Raw genomic sequence first — 16,475 nt, 5'->3', positions numbered from 1 at the left:
GGCCAAAACCAGCGCTCCCGCGGACCTTATACCCATCTTGAACGGAGAAGGCGAAATTCCCAAATAACACCTGCCGGGCGCCACGGATCGGGCCCGGCGCGGAAATCCGCAAGGCCGGCCAGATGGCGGCAAAAGGGTTTGTCCGCAGGCAACACATCGCTTCAAGAGGATGTATCCCATGCGCAATTTCGACTTTTCCCCGCTCTATCGTTCGACCGTCGGTTTCGACCGGCTTCAGTCGCTGCTTGATTCGGTGACCCATGAGAGCGCCCCGACCTACCCGCCCTACAATATCGAGCGCACCAGCGAAAACGACTACCGCATCACAGTGGCGGTCGCCGGTTTCGCCGAGAACGACCTCGATATAGAGGTGAAGCAGAACCTGCTGACCATTTCGGGCAAGCGCGCCGAGCCGGAAGAGGCAACCTATCTCTATCGCGGCATTGCAGGCCGCAGTTTCGAGCGCAGCTTCCAGCTTGCCGACCATGTCGAGGTGAAGGGCGCGCGGCTCGAGAACGGGCTCCTCCATGTCGACCTCGTGCGCCGCGTACCGGAGGCGCTGAAACCGCGCCGGATCGAGATTTCCTCGACCGCGCCGGGCTCGAAAAACCTCGAAGGCAACCTTGCCACCGCCGCCGACTGACGAGCGGACGATTTGAACCCGAGGGGCGCCAACCGGCGCCCCTTTTGTTTTCAAGTAAGCTTCAGCCGCGTCTCGACCAGCGAAGGATCGCCCTCGATCGAATGGCGCGTGAAGCCGAGATCGTCGCAGAGATTGAGCATGCTGCGATTCTCGCGCAGCACATGGCCGAAGATTTCGCCGACGCCGCGCGAGCGGCCATAGTCGATGAGCTTCTTCATCAGCGCATATCCAAGCCCCTGGCCATGAAGGTCGCTGCGCACGATGATCGCGTATTCGGCGCGCTCGCGGTCCGGGTCTTCGGAGAGGCGGCCCACCGCGGCAAATTCCTTTCGCGTTTCATCGGTGAAAATCACAAAAGCCATTTCGCGGTCATAGTCGATCTGGGTAAGGCGCGCAGCAAGCTGGCGCGGCAGCTTGCGGAGCGGCGAGAGGAAGCGGAGCCGCACATCTTCGGGGTCGGTACTCGCAAGGAGATCGTCGGTGAGCGGTGCGTCCTCGGGGCGGATCGGGCGCAGCGGATAGGCGCGGCCATCGCGATCCCGAAGCTCGCCTTCGAGCGACACAGGATAAGGCCGGATCGCAAACCGCGCCGTGCCGGAGGATTTCGCCGGCAATACGCGCACCCGCGCATCAAGCGCGACGATGCCATCGGCATCCGCCCAGAGCGGATTGATATCGAGTTCGGCGACTTCCGGGTGGTCGGCGGCAAGATCGCCCAGCGCCATCAGTGCCATGGCGATCGCCTCGCGGTCGGCGGGCAGCTGGCTACGATAACCTTCCAGAAGGCGCGACACGCGCGTCCGCGATATCAGATCTTCGGCCAGCACACGGTTGAGCGGTGGCAGCGCCATTGCCTTGTCGCGCACGACCTCCACCGCCGTGCCGCCCTGCCCAAAGAGAATGACAGGGCCGAAGGTCGCGTCGTCCACAATGCCGAGAATAAGCTCGAAGGCGCCGGGCTTGCGCACCATCTGCTGTACGGTGAAACCCTCTATAGCGGCATCCGGGTAAACACGGGATATGCGCGCGAGCATCAGCGCGGCAGCTTCCTCAACTGCCTTTGCATTGTCGAGTCCGAGCGCCACGCCACCTGCATCGCTCTTGTGCGTGATGTCGCGAGAGAGAATTTTCAGCGCGACGGGAAAGCCGAGCTCACCTGCAACCCGGGCCGCCTCCTCGCCCGACGAAACGATCCGCGTATCGACCACGGGAATGCCATAGGCGGCGAGCAGCGACTTTGCCTCCGCCTCGCTCAGCCATTCGCGGGATTCGCCGAGTGCCCTTTCGATGAGGGCCCGCGCCGAAGCGCGCTCATGCTTCGAACGGTCCGGCCCCGGCGCCTCCGGTATCTGCAGCAGCAGACGCTGATTGCGGTTGTGCCGGACATGCAGCATGAAGGCGCGGATGGCGCCTGTCGGCGTATCATATGTGGGAATGCCGTTTTCCTGAAAGGCTGCACGGGCGTCGCGCGCGCCATTGTCGCCGAGCCAGTTTGTGAAAACGGGCTTGCTCGATTTTTCCGCCGCCTCGATGACGGCATGGGCAGCAGAAAGATTGTTCACCACAGCCGTCGGGCAATTCATCACGAGCAGCGCGTCCGTTCCCTTGTCGGCGAGCAGAGCCTCCATGCCATGCGTGTAACGCACGGCATCGGCATCGCCGATAATATCGACGGGATTGGCGCGGCTCCAGGTGCGCGGCAAAACCTTGTCGAGAATGGCTATCGTCTCGTCGGAAATCTCTGCGAGCCGCCCTCCCTCGTCGATCAGGAAGTCGGTGGCGAGAACGCCGACACCGCCGCCATTGGTGAGGATACCGAGACGCTCGCCAAGGATCGGGCGCCGCTCGGAGCGCGTGGACAGCGTTTCCACCGCATCGAAAAGATCCTCGATGCCGAATTCGCGCAGCATGCCGGCACGGCGGAAAGCGGCCTGATAGACGGAATCGGAGCCCGCCAGCGCGCCGGTGTGGGAGGCGGCGGCACGCGCGCCTGCCTCGTGGCGGCCAGCCTTGATGACGATGACGGGCTTCAGACGCGCCGCTTGCCGACCCGCCGACATGAACTTCCGCGCGTCGCGGATCGACTCGATATAGAGCAGGATGCTTTTCGTCTGAGGATCGGCTGCAAGGAAATCGAGCATGTCGCCGAAATCGACATCGGACATGCCGCCGAGCGAGGCGATATACGAAAAGCCGATGCTGCGGCTCGTCGCCCAATCGAGAACGGCGGTGACGACGGCGCCGGATTGCGAGACGAAGGCGACATGGCCCTTCTCGGGCTGCACATGGGCGAAGGAGGCGTTAAGCCCGTTGCCCGGCGCCATGATGCCGAGGCAGTTCGGACCGGCAATGCGCAGGAGATAGGGCCGTGCGGCGGCAAGCATCTCCGCCTGAAGCTTTCGCCCCGCTTCGCCCAGTTCACCGAAGCCTGCCGTGATGACCACGGCCGCCTTGGTGCCGCGCCTGCCGAGATCGTCGATCAGTTGCGGAACGCCCTGTGGCGGCGTCGCGATAACGGCCAGATCCGGCGCTTCCGGCAGGCTCGCCACATCGGCGAAAACCCGCTGCCCGAAAATCTCGCCACCTTTCGGATTGATAGCCCAAACTGGCCCGTTGAGCCGCGCGCCGAGCAGATTGGCGAGAAGCACATTGCCCACCGAGCCCGGCCTGTTGCTCGCCCCGATCAGCGCAACGGAACGGGGGGCATACATGCGGTCGAGATTTCGGATCGACATGGGGGAACTGCCTCAAAACTTGCCTCATTGCGGCCCAAGCCTAAACGCGTTGCACCGCAAACACATAACGGCCATCTGTCGCGCCCGCGACAAATCGGCAAAACATTGGAATCGTTACAGTTTTTAGGCCGGAACACCCCGCGTGTGCGCCCCGGTTTAGCAACCTCTTAACCCGCCACCTGTTATGAAAAATCACCATCCGGGCGGATGGCCAGGGGCCGGATGGGCCCTGGAAATCTGGGCTGGCCGGTGCTGCATCCGGCGGAAACGACGAGGCCATGCGCGCGATATTCCGTGCATTCGACTATCGCCACTTGCGCTCGCTGACAGGGCCGACGGCGCGCGCCCTTGCCCTCAAGATGTTCGTGTTGCTGGTGGTGCTGACCGGCGTGCAATCCGTGATCGATTACTACGAGCTGCGCAGCGTCATGTTCTCGAAGGTAGAACTGCGGGCCGCCACCGTCGCCGATCATCTTGCGATGCGCGCACAACTCGACGACGACTTCAGCATCGCCGAAGCATCACAGGCCGTGGCGCGCGAAGCGGCCTGGAACAATGATCTCCTTGCCGTGTTCCTGCTCGACCGGCAGGGCCGTGTTCTCGAAGGCGACCGCGCCTCGCAGATCGGCAAGTCCTCGGATTTCCTTGCCTTGCCCGAAATCAGCACCGCCGTCAGCGCCAGCTTCATTCTGGACCGGCCGCAAAGTTTCAGGGTTGAATTCGGCGACGTTGCCGGTTGGGTCTATGCTGCCGCCGTGCCTGGCGAAGATCTCGCGACGATCACCTTTGCCGATCTGCGCCCGGCCATGCGCGAGCTGAACTATTCGATCGTCGCAAACGCCCTGCGCCACACGCTTTCAACGATCATCCTGATGTCCGCGCTCTTCATCCTGCTGAACAGCGCCGTGATCGGCCCGCTGGAGCGGCTGGCAAGCGCGGTACGAAACAGCCTGCGCAGCCGCTTCGAACCTCCCATCGGCATTCCGAAAGGCGAAATCGCCGATCTCACCGAGCTTTTCACACAGGTATTCGGCCGATTGCAGCACAGCCTGCGCGACAATGAACGGCTAGCCCTTGTGGCGAACGGCACCGACTCCGGTGTTCTCATTGCCGACCGGGCAGGCCGCATACTCTGGGCGAACGCGTCCTATATCCGCATGACTGGCTTCGAGCGCGCCGACGTGGAAGGCCGCTATCCGCAGGATATCCTTTCCCGTTATGGCGGCATCGGCGCGATGAAGGTGCTCGTCGAGAGCGCGGCCGACGGCGAAGCGCGCATGGTCGAAACGATCAGCCTGACACGCCAGGGTGGCCAGTACTGGGCTTCGATCGAAGCCCGTCCGATCCGCGACCGCAAGGGCGCGATCCGCAATTACATTCTCGTGGAAACCGATATCAGCGGCCGCAAGCAGACCGAAATCAAGCTGAAGCGCAGCCAGACGGAACTGCAGGATCGTATCATCGACCTGCAGACGACCTCGATCCAGCTCGAACAGGAACGCGCGAAACTCGCCCGCACGGCCTATGACCTCGCACTCGCCAAGGAAGCGGCGGAGAATGCGAACCGCGCCAAGTCGGCTTTCCTTGCAACAATGAGCCACGAGCTGCGCACGCCGATGAACGGCGTGATCGGCATGTCGGAGCTTCTTCTCTCCGGGGAATTGACGGAAGAACAGCGCGACCGCATTTCAACGATCCGCGAATCCGGCGAATGCCTGCTGACCATCCTGAACGACATTCTCGACCTGTCGAAGCTCGAGGCGGGCCGGCTGGAACTCGAATACGAACAGGCATCGCCGAAGGCCATTCTCGAAACGGTGGTACGTGTGCTTCGGCCAAATGCGGCGGAAAAGGGCCTCGTGCTCACCGCACAATGCGACGCGGAAGTGCCGGACATCATCATGGGCGATCCGACACGGCTGCGGCAGATCCTCTTCAACCTTGCAGGAAATGCGATCAAGTTCACGCCGAGCGGCGAGGTGAACATCACCATCGCAGGTGCAGTCGGGCAAGACGAAAGCCATGCCGATCTCACGATCACGGTGCGCGACACCGGCATCGGCATTCCGGATGCGATGCTGCCGCGCCTCTTCACGCGCTTCCAGCAGGCCGACAGTTCGATTTCCCGCACCTATGGCGGCACCGGACTTGGACTTGCGATCACGCGCGAACTCACGACGCTGATGGGCGGCACGATCGACGTTGACAGCGTGGAAGGCGAAGGCAGCACCTTCACTATCCGCCTGCCCGTTGAAATCGTCACCGCCGAGATGGCGGCCCGGATGTCCGTAACGGCGGCGCCCGCGCGTCCGGATGGACCTGCGCGTCCGCTTCGTATCCTGCTCGCAGAAGATCAGCCCGTGAACCGGAAACTCATGGCAGCGGTAATGGAACGTCTCGGGCACAGCCTCGCCGTCGCCGAGAACGGCATCGAGGCCATCCGCAAGCTGCAGGAACAGAGCTTCGATATCGTGCTGATGGATATCCAGATGCCACTGATGGACGGTATCCAGACGACCAAGGTAATCCGTGCCTGCGACGAGCCGTGGCGTGAAATACCGATCGTCGCGCTGACAGCCCATGCCATGCAGGGCCATAGCGACATCTACCTCGCCGCCGGAATGAACGGCTTCGTTTCCAAGCCCTTCAAGATCGAACTGCTTGTGGAAGCGATCGCGCGCGCCATGTCCGGTCAAAAGCCGCAGCCAAGGAAGTCCACGGCGGCCGCCCGCCGCATGATTGCGACCGACGAAGCCTCCGCCCCGAACGAGGCTTTGCAGGACATGCTGGATGAACTGGAGCGATTGACCGGCTGATCCGCCTACTTCGCGGCACCGCTCGTGAGCTGCCGGAGCTTTTCGATGAGACGGGCGCCCGTCTCGCCGCCATCGCCGGTAATGTTGTTGTCGGCAACATTCTTCAGCATACGGATATGCATGCTGATGATGGAAAGCTCGCTCGTCGCCATGCGCGGCGCGCCGCGCAGATAGTCGCAGAAGGACGCGCCGATATCCGTCACCAGGTCGTAACCGAAGGAACCGCCCTGCCCCTTGATATTGTGGGCAATGCTGTGCAGCTCATCGAGCTTCGCCTGGTCAATCCCTTCGGTCTCGATGCGCGACCACAGGCTCGCGAGCGCAGCGACATCCTCGACAAGCTGCTCGCGATAGGTCTCGCGAAGCGCCTCGACGGCGGCTTCGGCCCTCGCAATCATGCTTTCGAAGTCGTTTGACGCTTCGTCCATAGGTATCGCCATGGTCCCACCTCATGCCGGATGCGGCACTTTCGAATACCCGAAATATTAGGGAGACGGCGTTAATGAACGTTAAAGGGGTTCAGGCTCCGAGAACGGCAAGAAACCGGCCGATTTCATCCTCCGTCGTCTGAAAGGACGTCACAAGACGGATGGTACGGAACTCGGCGCTGTCGCCTGCCATTGGCCACGGGTGGAAGCGCGCACCGGCGCTGCGAAGACGCTCGACCGCGCCAGCGGGAAGCCGCGGGAAAATTTCGTTCGCTTGCGGTGCGACCGGCATTTCCGCGCCAGCCGCGGCCAGCCCTTGGGCAAGACGCGCCGTCATCTCGTTTGCATGTGCGGCGAGACGGAGCCACAAACCGTCTTCCAGATAGGCTTCGAGCTGCGCCGACACAAAGCGCATCTTGGAAAGAAGATGCCCCGCGCGTTTGCGACGGAACGCAAGGTCGCTGCCGATGTCGCGGTTGAAGACGATGACCGCTTCGGCGGCAAGCGCGCCGTTCTTCGTCGCGCCGAAGGAGAGGATGTCTATCCCTACTTTCCAGGTGAGTTCGGCGGGCGGCACATTGAGGTTCGCCACGGCATTGGCAAAGCGCGCGCCATCCATATGAAGACGAAGCCCGCGCGTCCGCGCCACGCCCGCAAGCGCTGCGATCTCGCCGACGGAATAGACCGCGCCAAGCTCGGTCGATTGAGTGAGCGAGAGCGCGGCCGGCTGCACATGATGAACGATTCCCGCTGGATAGGCATCGAGCACGGACTTGACTGCCGCCGGGTCCACCTTGCCGCCCGCACCGCCGACCGGCAGCAGCTTCGCCCCGCCGGAGAACATTTCCGGCGCACCGCATTCATCGAGATGGATATGCGACAGCTCGTGGCAGATCACCGCGCCATAGGGCGGCGCGATGGCGGCAAGAGACAACGCATTCGCCGCCGTGCCCGTGACGACGGGAAAGACATCGACCTCATGCTCGAAAATTTCCGCAAAGCGCGCTTTCAGCCGCGCGGTCGCTTCATCGCCGCCATAGGAAACGGCATTGCCTTCATTGACGCACTGAAGCGCCGCCATGATCTCGGGTGCCGCACCTGCCGTATTGTCGCTGGCGAAATTCATGACGCAGTCACACCACCGCTTCGACACGTTCGGGCCGCCCGGACCACGACCAGGCCATACTCGGCCGCGAGAGCCCGAGCATCATGCCGCCCAGTGCCTTCGGATGCAGCCAGAGCTGATCGGCGGGAAGATGCACCGGCCTGTCCGCAGGCCGGTCGACCGTGAAGCCTGCGCCTGCCGCCGCAGCGCGTTCTGCAATCAGGTTGATGTCGCGCGTTTCTGCAAAGGCCATATAGAGGCTCTGCCCGAACTTGCGGAAGTACCGCTCCATCGTCGTACCTTCCGTGGTCGGGTCTATCACTTCGAGCCTGTCGAGCCGGTCCTCGTGGAACAGGGTCAGCGTACCGCGATAGCCGAACACCTCGGAAACGATCTCCGTGTAATAGCTGTCATTGAGCCCGAACAGCGTGTTGAGCGCACGAGTGACGCCTCCCGTATCTTTCGAGAGCAGCGTCGCCTCGTAGAAGAAATCGATGTCGCCGACCGCATCGAGCGCCTCATCTTCGCTGACAACGACGCGAAGGCCCTCGATGCCCGTATCCGCAACATCGAGATGCAGCTGTCCCGCCTCATGGGGCGCTGCAACGCCCCGGCCTTCGAGATGCACCCTCAGCGCGCCTAAATCCGCCGTGGCGACACCCGCCGCATATAGATGCGGACCACGGGCGGCAACCGCATGCGCGATCTTGCCCGCGCCGTCCGGGCTCAGCAGTTCGACCCAGCCATTGGCAGCCCGGAGCAGAGTCCGCCGCGCGCCGAGGCCCTGCAGCCGGTCCTCGCCTGCCCTTTCGGCTCCGAGAAGCCCGATCCAGCCCGCTGCCGCCGCTTCGGCATCCGGCACTGCGAGCTGCACCCTGTCGACCCTTGTCAGCAACTTATCCTCCCCCTTGGATGGCCGGGCTATTCTCCGCCCGGTCATTGGCTTGACCCGAGCATGTCAGAGGCGGGGCGCCGGGAAAACCTCGATAAATTTTCCGTAACTACAGTTGAGAACGAGTCCGAACTATAGGTCAGTAATCCTGTCTTATTTGCTTGATTCAGGGTGCGGGGTTTGGCATATTCCGCCTGCTGGGGAAGCACCGCTTTTCCGGCGCCGAAGGTCTGCCCTCACATGCGGGCCTTTTTGTAAGCCCCCGCTCCGGGCAAAGGAGCACCAAGCAGAAAGCTCCGTCTGGGATGGCGGCACTGCAAGGGTATGCAAGTGCGCCTGCGGCCTGTTAAACGGCCCGGTGCTGCAGCATGCCGGAAAACGGATCGCATGACGGTCCGGCGGTGAAGGCTCTTGCCGGAATTTCGGGCAGGGACTTTTGCGATAGCGCGTGCGATCCGCCAGCGTCCTCCGCCCCGAGGAATCGGGGCCCCGGCCGGAACGGTTCCGGCGGATGGGCGGCGCGCGGGTCGACGGGTTGGAAACAAGTATGAGGCGGCTGGCGCCGGACCGGGCAAGAACCGGCAACGCGGGCCAGGGTGAAGGATGGGATGGCTATGACGCAGAAGCGGGAAGAAAACAGCCGCAAGGCGGGCTGGAACGTGGCGGGGCTCCCTGCCGCGCAGGGCCTTTACGATCCCCGTAACGAGCACGATGCCTGCGGCATCGGCTTCATTGCGAACATCCACAACCGAAAATCCCACAAGATGATTCAGGACGGCCTGAAGATTCTCGAGAATCTCGAGCATCGCGGCGCCGTCGGCGCGGACCCGAAGGCGGGTGACGGCGCGGGCATTCTGATCCAGTTGCCGGACGCCTTCTTCCGCAAGGAAGCGAAGAAGCTCGGCATCGAACTGCCGGTCGAAGGCCATTACGGCGTCGGCATGCTGTTCCTGCCGAAGGCCGAAGACGCACGCGCCAAGATCGTCGAACTCGTGAACAAGATCGTCGCCGAGGAAGGCCAGACCGTGCTCGGCTGGCGCGATGTGCCGGTCGACAATTCCGATCTCGGCGTATCGGTCATCCCGACCGAGCCGCACCACATGCAGGTTTTCGTCGCGCGCGCCGCGTCCTGCGCCGATCAGGACGCCTTCGAGCGCAAGCTCTTCGTCATCCGCAAGCGTGTCTTCAACACGTTGCTCGCGGAAGAAGGCCATGTGCCGGAAGAGCTTTACATTCCTTCCTTCTCCTCGCGCACCATTGTCTACAAGGGCATGTTGCTCGCGGCGCAGGTCGGACAATATTACAAGGATCTCGCCGATCCCGAAATGACGACGGCGCTCGCCCTCGTTCATCAGCGCTTCTCGACCAACACCTTCCCGACCTGGAGCCTCGCGCATCCCTTCCGCATGATCTGCCACAATGGCGAGATCAACACGAAGCGCGGCAACGTGAACTGGCTCGCGGCGCGCTATGCGACGATGGAATCGGAGCTTCTCGGCGAGGACGTGAAGAAGATCTGGCCGATCGCCGTTCACGAACAGTCTGACACGGCCTGCTTCGACAATGCGCTCGAACTCCTCGTCATGGGTGGCTATTCGCTGACCCATGCGATGATGATGCTCATTCCCGAAGCCTGGTCCGGCAATCCGCTGATGGATGAACAGCGCCGCGCCTTCTACGAATATCACGCCGCGCTGATGGAACCGTGGGACGGCCCCGCGGCCGTCGCCTTCACAGACGGCCGCCAGATCGGCGCGACGCTCGACCGCAACGGCCTGCGCCCCGCACGCTATTACGTCACCGATGATGGCGACGTGATGATGGCGTCGGAAATGGGCGTACTGCCCGTGCCGGAAGAGAAGATCGTCGAGAAGTGGCGCCTGCAGCCCGGCAAGATGCTGCTCATCGACCTCGAGCAGGGCCGCATCATCTCGGACGCCGAGGTGAAGGCGGAGCTTGCGAGCCTGCACCCCTATCAGAAGTGGCTCGACGCGACACAGATCCAGCTCGAGGAAATGCCGGCACCGCGCGGCTCCATGACGAAGCCCGTTTACGGCTCACTGCTCGATACGCAGCAAGCATTCGGCTACACGCAGGAAGACATCAAGTTCCTCATGACGCCGATGGCGATGGAAGGCCAGGAAGCGGTCGGCTCCATGGGTACCGACACGCCGATCTCCGCACTCTCCTCGAAGTGGAAGCTGCTTTACACCTATTTCAAGCAGAACTTCGCGCAGGTGACGAACCCGCCGATCGACCCGATCCGCGAGGAACTTGTGATGTCGCTGGTCTCCTTCATCGGCCCGCGCCCGAACCTGCTCGACCTTGAGGGCATGTCATCGGTGAAGCGGCTCGAAGTGCGCCAGCCGATCCTGACCAATGAAGACCTCGAAAAGATCCGCATGATCGGCGAGGTCGCGGACAATCATTTCCGCACCCAGACGCTCGACATCACCTTCGCGGTGGATCGCGGCGAAGACGCGTTGGCGGAAATGCTGGAGCGCCTGTGCGAACGCGCGGAAGAGGCGGTCCATCAGGGCTACAACATCGTGATCCTGTCAGACCGGCTGATCTCGGCCGATCGCATCGCCATTCCGGCGCTGCTCGCGACGTCTGCCGTTCACCACCATCTGATTCGCAAGGGTCTGCGCACCAAGGTCGGCATCGTCGTCGAAACGGGCGAAGCGCGCGAAGTGCATCACTTCGCCTGTCTGGCGGGCTATGGTGCCGAAGCCATCAACCCCTATCTCGCCTTCGAGACGCTGTCGGAACTGCTGCCGCATCTCGACGAGGGCCTGACGCAGAAGGAAGCCGAGAAGCGCTACATCAAGGCGATCGACAAGGGACTCCTCAAGGTCATGTCCAAGATGGGCATCTCGACCTACCAGTCCTATTGCGGCGCGCAGATCTTCGACGCTGTCGGCCTCGCTTCCGATTTCTGCGACAAGTATTTCACCGGCACCGTTTCGATGATCGAAGGTGTGGGCATCGCGGAAATTGCGCGCGAGACTTTCGAGCGCCACCGCCTCGCCTATTCCGACGCGCCTGTGCTCCGCAACTCGCTGGAAGTGGGTGGCGAATATGCCTTCCGCATCCGCGGTGAAGACCATGCCTGGACGTCGGACAGCGTCCGCGACCTTCAACATGCCGTGCGCGGCAACAGCCAGGACAAGTACCGGGCCTTCGCGCGCCAGATCAACGAGCAGAACGAACGCCTGCTCACGATCCGCGGCCTTTTCGACATCAAGTTGGCAGAGGATGACGGCCGCAAGCCTGTGCCGCTCGAGGAAGTGGAACCCGCTTCAGAGATCGTGAAGCGTTTTGCGACCGGCGCCATGTCCTTCGGCTCGATCAGCCGCGAGGCCCATACGACGCTCGCCCTTGCCATGAACCGCATCGGCGGCCGCTCGAACACAGGCGAAGGCGGCGAGGAAGCAGACCGCTTCACGCCGATGGCGAACGGCGACAGCATGCGCTCGGCGATCAAGCAGGTGGCCTCCGGCCGCTTCGGCGTGACGACGGAATATCTCGTCAACTCCGACATGATCCAGATCAAGATGGCGCAGGGCGCAAAGCCCGGCGAAGGCGGCCAGCTGCCCGGCCACAAGGTCGATGCGGTCATCGCCAAGGTACGCCACTCGACGCCGGGCGTCGGCCTCATCTCTCCGCCGCCGCACCACGACATCTATTCTATCGAGGATCTGGCGCAGCTTATCTACGACCTGAAGAACACCAACGAGAAGGCGCTCATCTCGGTGAAGCTCGTCTCGGAAGTCGGTGTCGGCACGGTTGCCGCCGGCGTCTCCAAGGCGCGCGCGGACCATGTGACGATCTCGGGCTTCGAGGGCGGCACCGGCGCCTCGCCGCTGACCTCCATCAAGCATGCGGGCAGCCCCTGGGAAATCGGCCTTGCCGAAACGCATCAGACGCTTGTCATGAACCGTCTGCGCGGCCGCATTGCCGTGCAGGTAGACGGCGGTCTGCGCACCGGCCGCGACGTCGTGATCGGCGCGCTGCTTGGCGCGGATGAATTCGGCTTCGCCACCGCGCCGCTCATCGCGGCAGGCTGCATCATGATGCGCAAGTGCCATCTGAACACCTGCCCGGTCGGCGTTGCGACGCAGGATCCGGAACTCCGCAAGCGCTTCGTCGGCACACCTGAACACGTCATCAACTACTTCTTCTTCGTGGCCGAGGAAGTGCGCGAGCTGATGGCGAAGATGGGCTATCGCACGATGTCGGAAATGACCGGCCAGATGCAGATGCTCGACAAGCGCAAGGTCGTGCAGCACTGGAAGGCGAAGGGACTCGATTTCACGAAGCTCTTCCACAAGCCGGACGTGCCGGGCGCCGCGATCCATCACTGCGAGACGCAGGACCACAATCTTGGCAGCATTCTCGACCGGACGCTGATCGAGAAGGCGAAGGATGCGATCGAGCAGAAGAAGCCTGTGAAGATCGAACTGCCGATCCGCAATACGGACCGCACGACTGGCGCCATGCTGTCGGGCGAGATCGCGAAGCGCCATGGCCATGCGGGTCTCGGCGGAGACACGATCCATGTGAAGTTCACCGGCACGGCCGGCCAGAGCTTCGGCGCCTGGGTGGCGGCAGGCGTCACGCTCGAACTTGAAGGCGAAGCGAACGACTATGTCGGCAAGGGCCTGTCGGGCGGCCGCCTGATCGTCTACCCGCCGGCGAAGTCCAGCATCGTGCCCGAGAAGTCGATCATCGTCGGCAACACGGTGCTTTACGGCGCGATCAGCGGCGAGTGCTACTTCCGCGGCGTCGCGGGCGAACGCTTCGCCGTGCGCAATTCCGGCGCCATCGCCGTTGTCGAGGGCACGGGCGATCACGGCTGCGAATACATGACCGGCGGTATCGTCGTCGTGCTTGGCGAGACGGGCCGCAACTTCGCGGCCGGCATGTCGGGCGGCATTGCCTATGTGCTGGATGAGGACGGCATGTTCGAGCGGCGCTGCAACATGTCCATGGTCGATCTCGAGCCTGTGAAGGAAGAGCACGACCTGATGGAGCGGCACCGCCACCAGACGGGCGACCTCGAAAGCCACGGCCGCGTCGACGTGATGAGCGACATGACCCGCTTCGATGCCGAGCGTCTGCATCAGCTCATCGAGAACCATGCGCATTACACCAACTCGGCGCGTGCGCGTCAGATTCTGGACAATTGGGAGGCCATGCTGCCCAGGTTCCGCAAGGTCATGCCGGTGGAGTACCGCCGCGCCCTTCGGGAAATGCAGCAGGCGCAGGATGCTGCGCAGGCCATCGCAGCAGCAGGAGAGTAAGCGTGGGAAAGATTACAGGTTTTCTGGAAATCGACCGGCAGGACCGCAAGTACCTGCCCGCCGCAGACCGGATCCGCAATTACCGCGAATTCGTCATCCCGCTCGCCGAAGAGGCAGTGAAGGATCAGGCCGCGCGCTGCATGGATTGTGGCATTCCCTATTGTCACAATGGCTGTCCGGTGAACAATCAGATCCCGGACTGGAATGACCTCGTCTATCACGCCGACTGGGAGGAAGCCTGCCGCAACCTCCATTCGACGAACAACTTCCCGGAATTCACCGGCCGCATCTGCCCCGCGCCCTGCGAGGCAAGCTGCACGCTGAACCTCACCGACCAGCCGGTGACGATCAAGACCATCGAATGCACGATCGTAGACCGCGGCTGGAAGGAAGGCTGGATTGCGCCGCAGGTGCCAGCCCAGAAAACCGGCAAGCGTGTTGCAGTCGTCGGCTCCGGCCCGGCGGGCCTCGCGGCTGCACAGCAGCTCGCGCGCCGCGGCCATGATGTCCATGTTTTCGAGAAGTTCCAGAAGGCCGGCGGCCTGCTCCGTTATGGCATCCCGGACTTCAAGATGGAGAAGACGCTGATCGACCGCCGCGTCGAGCAGATGGAAGCCGAAGGTGTGACCTTCCACTTCGGCGTCCATATCGGCGTGACCAAGCCTGCGAAGGATCTCAACGACGAGTTCGATGCGGTGATCCTCACCGGCGGCTCGGAAAAGCCGCGCGACCTGCCTGTCGAGGGCCGCGATCTCGCGGGCGTTCACTTCGCGATGGAATTCCTGCCGCAGCAGAACCGCCGCGTGTCGGAAGAATCCATCGGCCAGGTCGAGCCGATCCTCGCCGGCGGCAAGCATGTCGTGGTGATCGGTGGCGGCGATACGGGCTCGGACTGCATCGGCACCTCGTTCCGCCAGGGCGCGGTGCGCGTGACGCAGCTTGAAATCATGCCCGCCCCGCCGGAGAAGGAAAACAAGCTCCTCACCTGGCCGGACTGGCCGCTGAAGATGCGCACATCCTCGAGCCAGGCCGAAGGCGCCACGCGCGACTTCGCCGTGATGACGCGCCGCATCATCGGCAAGAACGGCCATGTCACCGCCATCGAATGCGTGCGCGTGGACGAGAAGATGAAGCCCATCGAAGGCTCGGAATTCGAGTTGAAAGCCGATCTTGTGCTGCTGGCCATGGGTTTCGTGCATCCGGTGCATGAAGGCATGCTGCAGGAACTGGGCGTACAGCTCGACCCGCGCGGCAATGTGGCGGCCGACACGGCAACCTACAAGTCGAACCTCGACAAGGTATTCGCCGCGGGCGACATGCGCCGCGGCCAGTCGCTTGTCGTATGGGCCATTCGCGAAGGCCGGCAGGCCGCCCGCGAGGTGGACCTGTTCCTGATGGGGGAAACGAGACTGCCGCGCTGAGAATGGCGCAAAAGGATCGAAGACAAAGCCCCCGTGATAGACGTCACGGGGGCTTTTTCGTAGGCCGGATGAAGGCATGATGGACGGAATGAACAAGACGGAACGGCAAGACTGGATCGACGGAGCGCGCGCGATGCTGCCGCTTCTGCCGGGCGCCATGCCTTTCGGCATGATCGCAGGCGTCGTGGCCTCCAATGCCGGGCTTGATGCGATGGCAGGGATCGGCCAGTCCGTTATCGTCTTTGCGGGCGCAGCTCAGCTAGCCTCAACGCAGCTCATCGCCGATGCCGCGCCCGTCCTCGTCGTGATCCTGACGGGCCTTGTCATCAATCTGAGGTTCGCCATGTACAGCGCCGCAATGGCGGGGCACCTCTCGGCCCTGCCGCGCGGGCGGCGCTGGCTCGTCGCCTATATGATGACGGATCAGTCCTACACGCTGAGCGTATTGCGCTACACGGCGCGACCCGGCATGAGCCTTGCCTCGAAATTCGCCTTCTATATGGGCGGCGCGATACCGATGTGGGCGGTGTGGCTGACGGCGACGGCGGCGGGCTATTTCCTCGGCAACCGCATCCCGGCAAGCTGGTCGCTCGACTTTTTCGTGCCGCTGAGTTTTCTCGCGCTCATCGTGCCGTCGATTGCCGACCGCGCAAACGCCACAGCCGCGCTCACCGGGGGCGCCGTCGCCGTGATCACCTGGAGCCTTCCCTTCAATCTCGGCCTGTTCCTCGCAGCCATAGCAGGCATCATGGCGGGTTATGCCATCGAGAGACTGAACCCGAAGCGGAGGGAAGACGCATGATGGACAAGCAGACGGTCTGGCTCGCCATCATCGTGATCGGCATCGGCACTTTCCTGCTGCGCGCCTCCTTCATCGAACTTGGCGGCCGCTTCACGCTGCCCGCACCCGTCACGCGGGCCCTGCGGTTTCTGCCTGCAGCCGTGCTTTCGGCGATCATCCTGCCCGCCATCCTGCGCGGCGCGGAGGGCGGCCTCTATTTCGGCATCGGCAATCCGCGCCTCATTGCGGGCATCGTCGCGGCGCTGGTCGCATGGAAAACGAAGAGCGTCCTCATGACGCTGGCCGCAGGAATGGGTACACTCTGGGCGATGCAGGCGCTGATCTGAG

The 16,475-nt window shown here is 63.0% G+C and carries 10 protein-coding genes; 6 read left to right on the top strand and 4 right to left on the bottom strand.

Going from position 1 to position 16,475, the window contains the following annotated elements:
* Nucleotides 1–178: 178 nt before the first annotated feature.
* Nucleotides 179–643, top strand: a complete 465-nt coding sequence (locus tag ACK4FH_RS07655; protein WP_409812377.1) for an Hsp20 family protein — start codon at nt 179–181, stop codon at nt 641–643.
* Between the two features lie 50 nt (nt 644–693).
* Here ACK4FH_RS07655 and ACK4FH_RS07650 read toward each other — a convergent pair whose 3' ends face one another.
* Complete coding sequence (locus tag ACK4FH_RS07650; protein ID WP_409812375.1) at nt 694–3,378, bottom strand: GNAT family N-acetyltransferase; 2,685 nt, start codon at nt 3,376–3,378, stop codon at nt 694–696.
* A 278-nt stretch (nt 3,379–3,656) separates the two neighbouring features.
* On the opposite strand from ACK4FH_RS07650, the gene ACK4FH_RS07645 reads away from it, so the two are divergent.
* The gene (locus tag ACK4FH_RS07645; RefSeq protein ID WP_409812373.1) at nt 3,657–6,194 is read left to right on the top strand and encodes an ATP-binding protein; all 2,538 of its coding nucleotides are present in this window, start codon (nt 3,657–3,659) and stop codon (nt 6,192–6,194) included.
* A gap of 5 nt (nt 6,195–6,199) precedes the next feature.
* On the opposite strand, the gene ACK4FH_RS07640 is transcribed toward ACK4FH_RS07645, so the two are convergent.
* The 3 genes from ACK4FH_RS07640 to ACK4FH_RS07630 all read right to left on the bottom strand — a co-directional run bounded on the left by ACK4FH_RS07640 (nt 6,200) and on the right by ACK4FH_RS07630 (nt 8,622).
* On the bottom strand, nt 6,200–6,634 hold the full coding sequence (locus tag ACK4FH_RS07640) for an Hpt domain-containing protein (protein WP_409812371.1): 435 nt from the start codon (nt 6,632–6,634) through the stop codon (nt 6,200–6,202).
* Nucleotides 6,635–6,713: 79 nt separating this feature from the next.
* A complete protein-coding gene (locus tag ACK4FH_RS07635) occupies nt 6,714–7,748 on the bottom strand; it encodes a threonine aldolase family protein (RefSeq protein ID WP_409812369.1) in 1,035 nt (344 codons plus the stop codon).
* 7 nt (nt 7,749–7,755) lie between these two features.
* On the bottom strand, nt 7,756–8,622 hold the full coding sequence (locus ACK4FH_RS07630) for a hypothetical protein (RefSeq protein ID WP_409812367.1): 867 nt from the start codon (nt 8,620–8,622) through the stop codon (nt 7,756–7,758).
* A 611-nt stretch (nt 8,623–9,233) separates the two neighbouring features.
* Here ACK4FH_RS07630 and gltB point away from each other — a divergent pair.
* From gltB to ACK4FH_RS07610, 4 genes are all read left to right on the top strand, one after another.
* Nucleotides 9,234–13,925: a glutamate synthase large subunit gene (gene gltB / locus ACK4FH_RS07625; RefSeq protein WP_409812365.1), complete on the top strand. Its 4,692-nt coding sequence runs from the start codon at nt 9,234–9,236 to the stop codon at nt 13,923–13,925.
* 2 nt (nt 13,926–13,927) lie between these two features.
* On the top strand, nt 13,928–15,346 hold the full coding sequence (locus ACK4FH_RS07620; RefSeq protein ID WP_409812364.1) for a glutamate synthase subunit beta: 1,419 nt from the start codon (nt 13,928–13,930) through the stop codon (nt 15,344–15,346).
* Nucleotides 15,347–15,422: 76 nt separating this feature from the next.
* Nucleotides 15,423–16,148 carry an AzlC family ABC transporter permease gene (locus ACK4FH_RS07615; RefSeq protein ID WP_409812362.1) on the top strand — a complete coding sequence of 242 codons (726 nt, stop codon included), beginning with the start codon at nt 15,423–15,425 and terminating at the stop codon, nt 16,146–16,148.
* The gene (locus ACK4FH_RS07610) at nt 16,145–16,474 is read left to right on the top strand and encodes an AzlD domain-containing protein (RefSeq protein ID WP_409812360.1); all 330 of its coding nucleotides are present in this window, start codon (nt 16,145–16,147) and stop codon (nt 16,472–16,474) included. The genes ACK4FH_RS07615 and ACK4FH_RS07610 overlap by 4 nt, the downstream gene beginning before the upstream one ends.
* Nucleotide 16,475 lies beyond the last annotated feature (1 nt).

It is taken from the genome of Parvibaculum sp. (genome assembly GCF_046297875.1).
Taxonomy (GTDB): domain Bacteria; phylum Pseudomonadota; class Alphaproteobacteria; order Parvibaculales; family Parvibaculaceae; genus Parvibaculum.
This window is presented reverse-complemented; position numbering and strand designations above follow the sequence as displayed.